Source organism: Flintibacter sp. SJQ-8 (assembly GCF_054108085.1).
Genome location: NZ_JBPJWR010000011.1, coordinates 125,537 through 138,186, shown reverse-complemented (window position 1 = coordinate 138,186; position 12,650 = coordinate 125,537). Strand labels below are relative to the sequence as shown.

At 61.2% G+C, this 12,650-nt stretch carries 15 protein-coding genes; 5 read left to right on the top strand and 10 right to left on the bottom strand.

Annotation, left to right across the window (positions count from 1 at the left end; genetic code table 11):
- Positions 1-4: 4 nt before the first annotated feature.
- Complete coding sequence (locus tag ACSAMP_RS08825) at positions 5-445, bottom strand: DUF3887 domain-containing protein (RefSeq protein WP_457800205.1); 441 nt, start codon at positions 443-445, stop codon at positions 5-7.
- Between the two features lie 565 nt (positions 446-1,010).
- Between ACSAMP_RS08825 and ACSAMP_RS08820 the strand changes: the two genes are divergently transcribed.
- The 4 genes from ACSAMP_RS08820 (at position 1,011) to ACSAMP_RS08805 (ending at position 4,292) form a co-directional block, all read left to right on the top strand.
- Complete coding sequence (locus ACSAMP_RS08820; RefSeq protein WP_441796437.1) at positions 1,011-1,661, top strand: GntR family transcriptional regulator; 651 nt, start codon at positions 1,011-1,013, stop codon at positions 1,659-1,661.
- 33 nt (positions 1,662-1,694) lie between these two features.
- Positions 1,695-2,666, top strand: coding sequence for a C-terminal binding protein (locus ACSAMP_RS08815; RefSeq protein WP_457800204.1), 972 nt, complete (start codon positions 1,695-1,697; stop codon positions 2,664-2,666).
- Positions 2,667-2,799: 133 nt separating this feature from the next.
- The gene (locus tag ACSAMP_RS08810) at positions 2,800-3,975 is read left to right on the top strand and encodes a polysaccharide deacetylase family protein (RefSeq protein ID WP_457800203.1); all 1,176 of its coding nucleotides are present in this window, start codon (positions 2,800-2,802) and stop codon (positions 3,973-3,975) included.
- Complete coding sequence (locus ACSAMP_RS08805) at positions 3,972-4,292, top strand: hypothetical protein (protein ID WP_457800202.1); 321 nt, start codon at positions 3,972-3,974, stop codon at positions 4,290-4,292. The genes ACSAMP_RS08810 and ACSAMP_RS08805 overlap by 4 nt, the downstream gene beginning before the upstream one ends.
- A gap of 63 nt (positions 4,293-4,355) precedes the next feature.
- Here ACSAMP_RS08805 and ACSAMP_RS08800 read toward each other — a convergent pair whose 3' ends face one another.
- From ACSAMP_RS08800 to ACSAMP_RS08785, 4 genes are all read right to left on the bottom strand, one after another.
- The gene (locus ACSAMP_RS08800; protein ID WP_441796441.1) at positions 4,356-4,487 is read right to left on the bottom strand and encodes a response regulator; all 132 of its coding nucleotides are present in this window, start codon (positions 4,485-4,487) and stop codon (positions 4,356-4,358) included.
- A complete protein-coding gene (locus ACSAMP_RS08795; RefSeq protein ID WP_457800201.1) occupies positions 4,484-6,310 on the bottom strand; it encodes a sensor histidine kinase in 1,827 nt (608 codons plus the stop codon). The genes ACSAMP_RS08800 and ACSAMP_RS08795 overlap by 4 nt, the downstream gene beginning before the upstream one ends.
- Positions 6,300-7,181: a substrate-binding periplasmic protein gene (locus tag ACSAMP_RS08790; RefSeq protein WP_457800200.1), complete on the bottom strand. Its 882-nt coding sequence runs from the start codon at positions 7,179-7,181 to the stop codon at positions 6,300-6,302. The genes ACSAMP_RS08795 and ACSAMP_RS08790 overlap by 11 nt, the downstream gene beginning before the upstream one ends.
- 93 nt (positions 7,182-7,274) lie before the next feature.
- Positions 7,275-7,805 (bottom strand): SLOG family protein, encoded by a 531-nt coding sequence (locus tag ACSAMP_RS08785; protein WP_457800199.1) that lies wholly within the window; start codon positions 7,803-7,805, stop codon positions 7,275-7,277.
- A 132-nt stretch (positions 7,806-7,937) separates the two neighbouring features.
- On the opposite strand from ACSAMP_RS08785, the gene ACSAMP_RS08780 reads away from it, so the two are divergent.
- Positions 7,938-8,264, top strand: coding sequence for a helix-turn-helix domain-containing protein (locus tag ACSAMP_RS08780; RefSeq protein ID WP_457800198.1), 327 nt, complete (start codon positions 7,938-7,940; stop codon positions 8,262-8,264).
- Between the two features lie 91 nt (positions 8,265-8,355).
- On the opposite strand, the gene folK is transcribed toward ACSAMP_RS08780, so the two are convergent.
- The 5 genes from folK to ACSAMP_RS08755 form a co-directional block, all read right to left on the bottom strand.
- Positions 8,356-9,186, bottom strand: a complete 831-nt coding sequence (gene folK, locus ACSAMP_RS08775) for a 2-amino-4-hydroxy-6-hydroxymethyldihydropteridine diphosphokinase (protein ID WP_457800197.1) — start codon at positions 9,184-9,186, stop codon at positions 8,356-8,358.
- Between the two features lie 4 nt (positions 9,187-9,190).
- On the bottom strand, positions 9,191-10,006 hold the full coding sequence (gene folP / locus ACSAMP_RS08770; RefSeq protein WP_457800409.1) for a dihydropteroate synthase: 816 nt from the start codon (positions 10,004-10,006) through the stop codon (positions 9,191-9,193).
- A gap of 92 nt (positions 10,007-10,098) precedes the next feature.
- Positions 10,099-10,581 (bottom strand): HD domain-containing protein, encoded by a 483-nt coding sequence (locus ACSAMP_RS08765; RefSeq protein ID WP_457800196.1) that lies wholly within the window; start codon positions 10,579-10,581, stop codon positions 10,099-10,101.
- Between the two features lies 1 nt (position 10,582).
- Positions 10,583-11,140, bottom strand: a complete 558-nt coding sequence (gene folE, locus ACSAMP_RS08760) for a GTP cyclohydrolase I FolE (RefSeq protein WP_457800195.1) — start codon at positions 11,138-11,140, stop codon at positions 10,583-10,585.
- A 15-nt stretch (positions 11,141-11,155) separates the two neighbouring features.
- The gene (locus tag ACSAMP_RS08755; protein ID WP_457800194.1) at positions 11,156-12,433 is read right to left on the bottom strand and encodes a bifunctional folylpolyglutamate synthase/dihydrofolate synthase; all 1,278 of its coding nucleotides are present in this window, start codon (positions 12,431-12,433) and stop codon (positions 11,156-11,158) included.
- Positions 12,434-12,650 lie beyond the last annotated feature (217 nt).

The following is a 12,650-nucleotide window of genomic DNA, read 5'->3' as shown; positions in this document are numbered from 1 at the left end:
TTCTTTATCGGATCTGTGCCGAAAAACCGATGAGCTGATAGCTGGGATCGATGGAGAACTGATAGACCACTTTTTTCTTCTCGTGCTTGCAATAGAGCACGGCCACGGCGTATTCGCCGTCGAAGCTCTCGTTCTCGCCGCCCACCACGGTGGAGTCGGTGAGCTTGACATAGGCCCCGGCGCCCGCTACCTGCTCCATGGCCTGGATGATGGTGTCCGCCGTGACGCCGTATTCCTCCCGCACGTCCTGGCGGAACTGCTCGGCCACCTGGGTATAGTCCCCATCGGCCAGCAGGGCCAGGACCTCCTCCGCCTTGGTCTGGACGGTCTCCTTGTCCATGCCCTCGGGCAGGGGCTTCCCCTTGCAGCCGGCCAGCAAAAACAGGCTCAGCACCACCGTGACGGCCAGGGCCAGGGCCCCGACCCGCTTTCTCCATTGTCTCATGCCTCGTTCACCCCCCATCGGGCAAAGCCGCGCCAGCTTTTCCGCAACGAAAAAACCGCCCCTGACCAAATGTCAGGGGCGGAAAAATTCCACGGTACCACCCTGATTAGCGCCGAAAACGGCGCTGTCTCAAGTCATCCGGTAACGGGGATGGGCCGTCCCGGTCATCCCGGGCCGCTGGTGAAGTGGCGTTCCCGGTCCGTCTGCAAGGGCTTTCACTGTCCCCTCTCGCTGGCGGCACGTGGCCGGGCTTTGCTTCGTCGTTACATTTTGCGTTGTTATTGTATCATGTTTTCGGGGATTGTCAAGGGGACGGGGCACTTCTCTCCCTCTTTTCTTCCAAAAGATAAAAAAGCCGCTAAAAAGTTTTCCAGGTCCCTGCAAAATTTTTGTTGCATTTTCCCGCTTCCGGGGGTATCATACGTATAGTAGCATATTCGCCCCTTCAGCGAGAAGCGCTCAGGGCGTATTTTTATTTCGCACAGGCTGTATACAGATTGTGGACTGTGCGTTCTTTTTTCCCATAAACGACCCATAGAAAGGCAAGAGGTGATCTAATTTTATCATGTTTGAGACAAGACGAAAGACCAACCTGTCTGAACAGGCCTATAACCAGATCAAAGATGCCATCTGCCAGGGGCGCATCGCCCCCGGCGACATCCTCAGCGAGAGCCGCCTGGCCGAGGACCTGGGCATGAGCCGCACCCCCGTGCGGGAGGCCCTGCGTTCCCTGGCCTCCGAGGGGTTTTTAGAGATCAAAAACGGCGTGGGGGCCTATGTAAAGCCCCTGTCCTCCAAGGACATGGAGAACCTGTATGAGATCCGCTGTCTGTTGGAGATGCAGGCCATCAAGACCTCCATCTATCGCATCACCGACCAGGAGATCGACGACATGGAGCGTCGGTTCCAGGAGGTGTATGACGCCTGCGAGCGGGGGGAGCACCCCCAGCACGGGGAGTTCTCTAACCTGGACTGGGAGCTGCACGTCATGCTGGTGGACCACTGTACCAACCCCTATATCAAGTCCATCGTGGCCAGCAACGACTCCAACCTGCGCCGCTATCTGGACCTGTCTGCCGAGGCGCTGAACAACACCAAGGAGAGCGTCCGCCAGCACCTGGAGATCTTAAAGGTCCTGCGCAGCCGGGACCTGGACAAGCTCACCGAAGTTTTGAAAAATCACCTGGATTGGTCGGAAAATTTCCTGCGCATCTAAACCCGCCCAATCCACCATTAGGAGGAATTTCTCATGGAAAAGCCCCTGTTCTGGATCATCGACGACGAGTGGCCCGACTACTCCGTGGAGGAGGCCGCCCTGAAGGCCGCCTATCCCGACTGCGAGATTCGCTATTCCGGCATCCCCTTTCAGCAGGACCTGGAGGACTTTGGCGCCCAGGCGGACGTGGTCTTTGCCCAGGTGTCCGCCGACGTCACCGCCGACGTCATTTCCAAGCTCAAAAACTGCAAGGGCATCGCCGTCTTCGGCAGCGGCTATAACAACGTGGACGTGCAGGCCGCCAAGGCCACCGGAATCCCCGTGACCAACGTGAACGGCTATTGCACCGAGGACATCGCCGACTATGTCCTGGCCGCCATGTTCCACTTTTACAAGCCCATCGAGGCCCTGTACGGCCAGCTGAAAAACGGCGCGTGGGGCGTCACCGCCCTCAGCCAGCCCGTCCACCGCCTGAGCCGGCAGACCCTGCTGCTCATGGGCTTTGGCTACATCGGCAAGGTCACCGCCCAGCGGGCCCACGCTCTGGGCATGACCGTTCTGGCCTATGACCCCTTTGTCACCGACGAGGCCGCCCGGGAATTCGGCGCGGAGAAGGTGGAGCTGGACGAGGGCCTGGCCCGGGCGGACTTCGTCTCCGTCCACGTGCGACTGATGCCCGAGACCACCGGCCTTGTTGACCTGGACCTGATGCGTAAGATGAAGCCCTCCGCCGTGCTCATCAACGTGGCCCGGGGGCCCCTGGTGAACGAGGCCGACCTGATTGAAGCGGTGAAGACCGGCGTCATTCGCGGCGCGGTGCTGGACGTGGTCTGCCACGAGCCCATCGCCATGGACGACCCCCTGCTGTCCGTCCCCGGCATCCTCATCACCCCCCACGTGTCCTACGCCTCGGAGGAGTCGGTGCTGGACCTGCGCCGCCGGGCGGTGCAGAACGCCCTGGCCATGTACCGGGGCGAGCGCCCCCTGGACCTGATCCCCGTGTAAAGGCGATCAAGCAATATCCGCGCGCCCGGACCAGCTGCCCGGGCGCGCTTTTTTCATTGCCCCCGGCGGCATCCTGTGGTAAAATGAGACCATCCCAGGGGCTTCTCTGCCCCTTCTCCAGGGAGGAGATCATTTGAACAAGCGCCATTCCTGGCTTTTGGGGCGGCTGGCGGTCCTGCTGGTGTGCCTCGGTCTGCTCATTCCGCCCCCCGCCGCTGCGGCGGAGGTGTGCTTTACCGCCGTGAACGACAACGTGCTGCCCCTCACGGCGGACACCATGCCCATCTGGTATAAAAGCCTGATCTACGTGCCATACACCGTGTTCGACAGCGGCTCCACCGGCGTGGACCTGGGGCTGAGCAGCACCTATGACCCATCCACCGCCACGGTGAGCGTCTATAACCTGCGGCAGATCCTGGCCTTCGACTTAAACGCCGGGACCTGCCGGGACCTGGCCACCGACACCTATTACGACGTGCGGGCCGTCATGCGCAACGGGCGGCCCTATGTGCCCCTGAACACCGTGTGTACCTTCTTCGGACTCAGCCGTTCCTATAACTCCATCCGCCAGGGCTATCTGCTGCGCATCAAGAACGAGGCGGTGGTCCTGTCCGACTCCAAATTCATCGAGGCGGCGGAGAATCTGCTGAACATGCGCCTGCGGGAGTATAACCGTAGCCTGAACCCCGGCAGCGACACGCCCTCCACCCCCAGCACCGTCACCCCCTCCACCCCCAGCACCGACCCGGCAGTGGAGGAACCCGTCACCGCAAGCGACGTGTCCGTCTATCTGGCCTTCCGCTGCACCGACGGGGACAGCCTGGCCGATCTGCTGGACGCATTGGACGCCAAGGCAGCCTACGCCGTCTTCTTCCTCACCCCCCAGGTGCTGGAGGAGCACGGCGACCTGGTCCGCCGCATGTTGGGCGAGGGACACAGCGTGGGCCTGCTGGCCCTGGGGGACACCGCCGACCAGACCCGGCGGCTGCTGGAGCGGGGCAGCGAGCTGCTGGCTGGCACGGCCCACAGCCGCACCACCCTGGCCATGGTGCCGGACGAGCAGCGCGCCGCCCTCTCCGCCCAGGGCTGGGTGTGCTGGCAGCAGAGCCTGTCCCTCTCCCCCACCCTGTCCTCCGGGGTGAACACCTTCTCCGCCAACACCCTGCGCCGCCTGGACCGGCTGGACCGCCAGACTGTCTATCTCACCATGGACGCCGACCCCGGGGCCGTCCGGGTGCTGCCCACCCTGCTGCGGCAGATGAAGAACAACCACTATCTCATCCGCATCCCCATGGAGACACGTCTATGAAGCACATTGACTTTACAGTTCCTCTCCTCCAGGGCTATGACCCGGAGCATCTGGCCCGGCAGGTCCGCCACCTGGCCGCCCGGCTCCAGGACTTCGGCCCCGGCGGGCCGGAGCTCCTCTCCGCCGACCAAAAGACCGGCCAAGTCCGTGCTCGCTTCCCTGGCCACGACGCCGATGATATTCGGCGGCAGCTGGAGACGCGCTTCGGTGTCCGCACCCGCCTGGACGGGGACGGTCTCCGCTTCCAGCTCTCCCCTCACATCGCTTTTGAAGAACTGGACTATGTGTGGGGCTGCCTCTTCGAGCTGCTCTATTAAGAAAATACGCTCCCCCCGCAGGCTGGTCCAGTCCGGTCACGGGGGGAGCGTTTTGTTATGCCGTTATGCTTTTGTCCCGCAGCAGCCGGACAGGGTCTCGATCAGCTTTTTCATTTCCAGGGGCTTGGCCAGGTGGGCGTTCATGCCCGCCTCCAGACACTTTTTCGCGTCCTCGTCAAAGGCGTTGGCCGTCATGGCCAGGATGGGGATGGTCTTGGCGTCGGGGCGGGGGCGGCCTTTTCCTCCGGGGCCGGGGCGATCTCAAAGGGGATGGTGATGACGAAGGTGGAGCCCACCCCCACCTGGCTGGACACTTCAATGGTCCCGCCCATCTTGTCCACCAGGCTCTTCACGATGGACATGCCCAGGCCGGTGCCCTGATAGACGCTGCGGGCGTCGTTTTTCTCCTGGGCAAAGGGCTCGAAGATGCGCTGCAAAAACTCCTGGCTCATGCCCACGCCGGTGTCAGAGATGGTCCAGCGATAGGTGCAGATGTTGTCATGCTCCTCTAACGTGTCCACGATGGTGGTGATCCTGCCGCCGGGGCGGTTATACTTGATGCAGTTGCCATAGATATTCAAAAAAATCTGCCGCAGATGGACGGGGCTGCCATAGATATAGGGATAGGGGATGTTGGACTTTCCCTTTTCATAGTCCCAGATCAGGCCCCGCTCTGTGGCCCGGTCAATGACGATGGTCACGATGTCCCTTGTCAGGTCCACCAGACTGATGACCTCGTGGGTCAGAACGGTGTTCCCGTCCTCCAGCTTGCTCATCTGCAGCACGTCGTTGATGAGGGACAGCAGGTGGTCGGCGGACACCTTCATCTTCTGGTGGTTGGCCAGCAGCAGCGCCTGGTCGTCAAAGTGGGCCTCGTCGATGTTCAGCAGGCCGATGATGCCGTTGATGGGGGTGCGGATGTCGTGGCTCATGCGGGAGAGGAACCGGCTTTTGGCCTCGTTGGCCTTTTGGGCCTGGGCCGCCACCTCCCGCAGCTGGGCGTTTTTGGCCTCCAGGGCCTGGGTATACTCCCGCTGCACCCGCAGGGTCTCCTTGTGATAGCCCCGCTCCGTCCGCCACCACAGCATGTGGACCATCACCAGCAGCATCAGGTAGACGAACAGGGTGTACAGCATCACCTGGGGGGTTGTGGCGAACACGGTGCGCTCGGTCATAAAGGCGTAGATGTAATAGTCCCGGCTCTTCTCCATCAGGCCGAAGTCGTGGCCCAGCACGGTGCGCCCGTCCTTGGCGTGGATCAGCTTTTTCCCGGTGCCCCGCTCCATGATGCGCTTTAAAATGGGCGTGTCATCGATCTCCGTGTCCACCAGCGTCTTGTCATTGGAGGCCAGCACGTGGGTCCCCGCGCTGACCACGACGGTGCCGTCCCGCTCCGGGGCATAGCTGGCAATGAGGGAGCGGATGGAGTTGTTGAACACCTTGGCATATCCGGCGGAGGTGTAGTAATAGCCCACGATCACGCCCCTCTCGTCCGCCCGCCCCACGGCGGCCACGTCGATGAAGGAGCCGTTTTCAAAATTCACCCGGACCACATAGGTCTTCTCTTGAAAGTCCATGGTGTCCAGCAGAGAATTCAGGTCCAGCCGGGGCATCAGCCGGTCCGCCGGAACATTCACGCTGTTATACTGGGCCGTGATCGTGCCGTCCGGCCCCAGCAGGAACAGGCCGTCCAGATAGCTGTCCTTGGCCAGGGTGGCCAGGGCGTCGTCCACCGTGGCCGCTCGGCTCAGCTCCGGGCCATATTTCATCCGCCAGCGGATCTGCTCCGCGCTTTCCGTCAGGCGCAGCAGGCTCTTGGCCTCGGAGGCCAGGTTGATGAGCTGGCTGTTGTTGCACTGCTCCTTCATATACTCCACTTTGCTGACCAGCTCCTGCTCCGCGGTGGAGATGTCGTCGTTAGAGGCGATGACGAACATCACCGTCATCAGCAGAATGCCAACCAGTATCTCCACGGGGATGAGCTGCCGCCAGCGGAGGGTGACTTTTTTAGCTTTCATCTCCGCCCTCCAGATACCGGTCCGGGTCGGACATATACTCGCTCAGAACAGCCCGGGTGGTCCCGTCCGCCTTCATCTCCTTCAGCACCTCGTCCAGCTTTGTGTTCAGGCCCCGGGTGTCGTCCTTGTCAAAGGCCACCCCCAGGCCCACGGTGAGCAGGGGCTGATCCAGGATGCGGAACTCCAGGCCGCTCTCGGCCATGAACTGCTCCACCGAAGTGTCGTGGGCGGCCAGGGCGTCGGCATAGCCCTTGCCCAGCAGGGCGAAGAGCAGGTCCCGCTTCTGCACGGAGATGACCTTGCGCAGCTGGGGCAGGGTGCCGTCGTGGCTGCGGATGATATCCTCCGGCTTGGTGGAGGACTGCACGGCCATCACCTTGTCCTCCAGGTCCTGAAGGGTGTAGATGTCGCTGTCTACATTCACCGCCACCACCTGGTGGCTGCGCATATAGGGCCCGGCCCACCGGTACTCGTCCTCCCGGCCGTCCATGGTGAAGCTGCTCCAGACGCAGTCGATGTCCCCGTTGTGGAGCAGGTCCTTCTTTTCCTCCCAGTTGATGATGGTGAACTCCGGCTCATAGCCCATGCGGGAGAAGGCCTCGCTGGCCAGTTCGATGTCGATGCCCGTCAGGTTGCCGTCTACGTCCACATAGCTGAAGGGAGAATAGGTGTCGCAGCCCACGGTGACGGTGGGCCGGTCCTCGTCCGCCTTGGCCCGGGGCACCACGCCCCCGCAGCCGGTCAAAACGCCCGCCAGCAGACAGGCTAAGGCCCCGGCAGCCGCCATCCGTTTCCAGATGGAGCCCCCGGTTTTGCGCCTGTGCTGTTGTTGGGACGAAAGCGGGTCTGTCAACGGTCCATGTCCTTCCATGCCCATTCTCTCCTCGCCTGCTGGTAGCATTTAGTTTAGTTTCTTCATTATACTTGATTCCCCGTAACAGCACAAAAAAATCTTCCGAAATGTTCACCAATTCAGCGGATTGCAGTCGTCCGGCTTTATCACCAGCATGGGCCTGTTTAGCGCCATGGCGTAGGCGGCGGCCTTGTCCTCCGGGCTGCCATTGGCCAATTCCGGGGCATACACGGCCAAGGTCATGTTCGTGTCCCGAACGATTTTTTGATAGGCCAACAGCTGCCCTCCCGGCTGCGCCCGAGGTGCCAGACATCTGACCTCGTCGCAGAAGGCCAACATATCGAAATAGCGCTCTCGCAGCTGGGGCGTCCACTTAGTAGCCTGCCCCTCGTGTGGCATGACACAGACAAGACGGATATTTCTCTCCTGTTCTGCCAATGCGTGAACGATCTCCCCTGCATACAGACCGACCCCAGGGTCACAGGCCACCTGGAACTCTGTCACCCCCTGCTGACGCAATTCCAGAATGCTCTGGGCCAGTTCCAGCTCCATGCGTCGGCAGCCCTCCGCCTCCTCGTCAAAGCCCCAGGGAAAACGCAGGGGATGTTGTCCAAATACTGCGCAGCTGCGGTCTGTGTTCATCTCTCTCGCCGCCTTCTGTAGTCTAATAGCTAACATTTAGTATTCTAACAGCTGCTATTTTTCCTGTCAACGAATATGTAAGCTATAAGCATACAATTTTAATGCTATCAGCTTATATTCGGAGGTGGGCATATGGACAAAACGCTGCTTGGAAAACGCATCAACACCGCTCGGAAGGAGCGGGGCCTGACCAGTGAGCGCCTGTCCGAGGCGTGCGGCATCAATGCCACCTACCTCCGGCAGATCGAATCAGGGGCCAAGGTCCCCAGCCTTCAGGTGTTCGTGCTGCTGTGTCAGGCGCTGCGGGTGTCCCCCACCTATCTGCTGGCCGACGCACTGCCCGACCTGGGGCTTCAGGACATGGACGCGCTGCTGGAGCTGTTCCGGACGGCCACCCCCAAGCAGCTGACCATGATCACCGCCATGATCCGCAGCGCCCTGGAGGCGTCCGGGGAGTGACTGCCCTTCACCCTTTTGACAACAACAAAACCAGCCCCGCGCCGCCGGATACCTGGCAGCGCGGGGCTGGTTTTTTATTTCAATCACGCGGTCAATCCCCGCACACCTCCGCCGCCAGTTGGGCGACGGTCTTGTGGAGGATGGGGTGGCGCTTGTTGGGGGCGATCTCCTTCAGGGGCAGCAGCACGAAGTCCCGCAGGTGCATCTCCACGTGGGGGATGACCAGATCGTCGCTGTCCATGACCAGGTCATCATACAGCAGGATGTCCAGGTCCAGGGTCCGGGGGCCCCAGTGGATCAGCCGCTCCCGGTGGGCGGCCTGCTCGATGTCGTGGAGCCGGTCCAGCAGTTCGTGGGGGGGCAGGAAGGTCTTCAGCTTCAGACAGGCGTTGAGGAAGTCGTCCTGCTCCACCCCGCCATAGGGCTTGGTATTCAAGTAACTGGATACCGATTCCACTTTACAGCCGTGGACTTCGTCCAGCGCCTTCACCGCCCCGTCCAGATAGCCCTTCTTGTCCCCCAGGTTAGAGCCCAGGGCGATGTAGGCGGTGTGCCAGAAGCGGGTGATCTTCACCGACACGGTCTTCAGGGGCAGGCCCACCGGGGCCCAGGGCTTTTTCAGCTCCAGCGTCAGCCCCTTCACCAGGGGATAGTGGAGCAGGACCTCCTCGGCCATGTGCTCCGCCGCCGTCTCGATGAGCTGGAAGGTGTTCTGGTGCATATAGTCGGTGAGGAAGGCGCTGACCTCCCCATAGTGGACGGACTGCTCCAGGCGGTCCGCCGTTCCCGCCGGGCGGGTGTCCACATACAGGACCAGGGAGATGACGAACTTCTGCCCCAGGCGGTTCTCCTCGGGGAACACGCCGTGGTGGGCGAAGACCTCCAGGTCCTCTACGTGGATCTCGTCATAAGGCAGCGTCATGGCTTTAGTCCTTCCCGTCCCGCAGGATGGCCTGGGTCATGCGGATGGCCCGCAGGTTCTCCTTCACGTCGTGGACCCGGACAAAGGCCGCACCCTTCAAAACGCCCATGACGGTGGTGACCATGGTGCCCTCCACCCGCTGGTCGGTGGGCAGGTCCAGGGCCTGGCCGATGCAGGACTTGCGGGAGGTGGCCAGCAGCACGGGATAGCCCATATCGCACAGCCGCTCCAGGTGGTGGATGATAGTCAGGTTGTGCTCGTAGTTCTTGCCGAAGCCCACGCCGGGGTCCAGGATGATCTGCTCGTCGGCGATGCCGGCCTCCTTGGCGATGGCCAGGCTGTCCCGCATGTCCTGGCAGAAGTCGTCCAGGAAGTTGTTGTACTCCGCCTTCTCCCGGTTGTGCATCAGGCAGCAGGGCACCTTGTACTGGGCGATCAGGTCGGCCACCTTCCGGTCATATTTCAGGCCCCAGATGTCGTTGACCAGGTCCGCGCCCGCCTTCAGGGCGGCCTCTACCACCTCGCTCTTATAGCTGTCGATGGACACGGGGGTGTCGAAGTTCTTCTTGATCATCTCGATTACGGGGACCACCCGGTCGATTTCCTCCTGCACGCTGATCTGCACGTGGCCGGGACGGGTGGACTCGCCGCCCACGTCCACGATGGCCGCGCCCTGGGCGATCATGTCGGCGGTGTGGAGACGGGCGGCCTCTAAGTTGTTCCAGCGCCCGCCGTCGGAGAAGGAGTCGGGGGTCACGTTCAGAATGCCCATGATGGAGCAGTCGTGCTCCACATCAAAGGTATGGTTTCCAATTCTCATCATAGTAAAACGGCTCCTTTATTCTAGTTAGCAGTTAGGAATTAGGAGGTAGGAGTTGACCGGATCACTCATCACTCCTACCTCCTAACTCATCACTTTTGAATCGTCATGTTTTTCTTTTCCGGGCTCCAGTTGCACTCCGGCTCCGCCGGGCAGAACAGGCAGGCTCTTGAGGCTTTATCCGCCCCATAGAGCAGCCCGGCCAGGCCCTCCCGCTGCCGGTCCTGCTGGCCCCGGTGCTGGAGGATGGCGTCCTCCACCTCCGCTCGCTCAGCCTTGGAAAAGCCGCAGTCGGCCAGAATGACCTCCGCCAGCTGGGCGCTGGCCTGGTCGTGGGGGATATTCCGGGTGTATTGCAGATGCCGCCCGATGTCGTGGAGCAGGGCGGCGGCGTAGATCAGTTCTTTGTCCACGCCCAGCCCCCGCTCTAAATTTTCAATGTAGGCCAGCCGGGCCACGTCCAGAAAGTGAACGAGATCGTGGCGGCAGAACTGCCTGTCCCGCTCCAGGTGAGCGATCTGACGGACGCTGTCCCGCCACAGGGGGTGGCGGCAGATGGCATTGACCCGCTCCAACTCAGCGGTGCTCCAGCATCCGATAGAAGTCGGTGCGCAGGCGCTCGTCATCGTTGAACACGCCCCGGGTCACCGCCGTCACCGTTTTGGTGCCCGGCTTTTTGATGCCCCGCATGGTCATGCACATGTGCTCGGCCTGGATAAGGACCATCACGCCCTTGGGCTTCAGCTCCTCCATAAAGGCGTCGGCGATCTGGGCGGTGAGCCGCTCCTGCAGCTGGAACCGCTTGGCGAACACCTCCACCGTCCGGGCCATCTTGCTCAGACCCACCACTTCCCCGTCGGGGATATAGGCGATGGCCGCCGTGCCATAGAAGGGCAGCATGTGGTGCTCGCAGAAGGAATAGAAGTGGATGTCCTTCTCCATGACCATGTCGTTGTTGTCCACGTGGAAGCGCTTTTTCAGGTGCTTGGCCGCGTCGTCGGTATAGCCCCCGGCCAGTTCCTCATACATCCGGGCGATGCGGTCAGGGGTCTCCAGCAGGCCCTCGCGATTGATGTCCTCGCCGATCCCGCTGAGGATCAGGCGAACGCCCTCTTTGATCTTCTCAGAATCCATGTTGTGCGCCTCCTTTTAATTCAAAGCGTCAGCGGCCTCGCCCAGGAAGGACAGAGAGCCGAAGATGATGATCGCGTCCTCTTTCTTGGCCATGGCCAGGGCCTTTTCCACCGCCTGAGCGATGCTGTCGGCGGCCTCCACCGAGGGGTTCACCTTGGCCACCGCTGCCGCCAATTCTTCAGCGGGCAGGGCGCGGGGGTTGTTGGGGGTCTCTACGGTGATGATGTGCTGGGCCAGGGGGGCCGTCATGCCGATGACCTGGTCATAGTCCTTGTCCTTGAACATGCCCATCACAAAATAGAGCTTCTTTCCGGGGAAATACAGCTCCAGGGACTGCTTCAGCTCCCGGGCGGCGCCGGGGTTGTGGGCCCCATCGATGATGACCACGGGGTCGTGGCGCAGGGTGGTGAAGCGGCCCCGCCAGGCGGTGCGCAGCAGCCCGTCCCGCACCTGGTGGTCGGTGATCTGGAAGCCCAGCTTCCGCAGGGCCTCCACTCCCTCCAGGGCCAGGGCGGCATTCTTGATCTGATAGCTGCCCGCCAGGGCGATGGTCATGTTCTCCCAGTTCTTATAGGAGAAGGTCTGCATGTCCGCGCCGTAGTGTACGTCCCGGAGCTGGCCCTCGTCCACCACCTGAAGGCCGCTGTGCTGCCGCTGGCAGGTCTCTTTAATGACCTGGGCGGCCTCCGGCTCCTGGTGGGCAGAGACTACTAACGTGTTGGGCTTGATGATGCCCGCCTTCTGCGCGGCGATCTTGGCCAGGGTGTCCCCCAGCACGTCCATGTGGTCCATGCTGATGGAGGCGATCACCTCTACCAGAGTGGTGGTGATGACGTTGGTGGCGTCCAGCAGACCGCCGCAGCCCACCTCCAGGGTGACGATGTCGCAGTGCTTCTCTTTAAAATAGAGGAATGCCAGGGCGGTCTCCACCTCGAAGACGGTGGGGCTGGGCAGACCGGCCTTCTGCATATCCTCGGCGGCGGCGGCGATGGCCGTCACGTGGCGGGCCAGGGACTCCTTTTCGATGTACACCTGATCCACCTGGATGCGCTCCCGGTAGGAAAACAGTGTGGGAGAGATGTAGCGTCCGGTGCGATAGCCCGCGCCCGTCAGAATGGTGGAAAGATACGCCAGGACCGATCCCTTTCCGTTGGTTCCGGAAATGTGAATGAACTTCAACTCGTTCTGGGGGTTGCCCAGGCGATCCAGCAGTTCTCTCATGCTCTCCAAGCCAAGCACACTTCCGTATTTGGAAACCTCGTCCAAATATACTCTTGCTTCTGTGTAATTCATACTGCTCCTTGTCCGAGACGGCCAGCCGTCTCTGAATTTTGTCAAAAAGTATTATATTCCCCCGACCTGTATCCTGCAATGATTTTACCGCAAATTTACGCTTTGTATTTTAAAGAATGTGGGCGTATCCAGATTAAAAAAGCCGAATTTTCTTGTCAAATATACAAAAAAAGTATCGGCGGCGTTAAGTTTCCGTTTATCCCCTCCACCGAGCTTC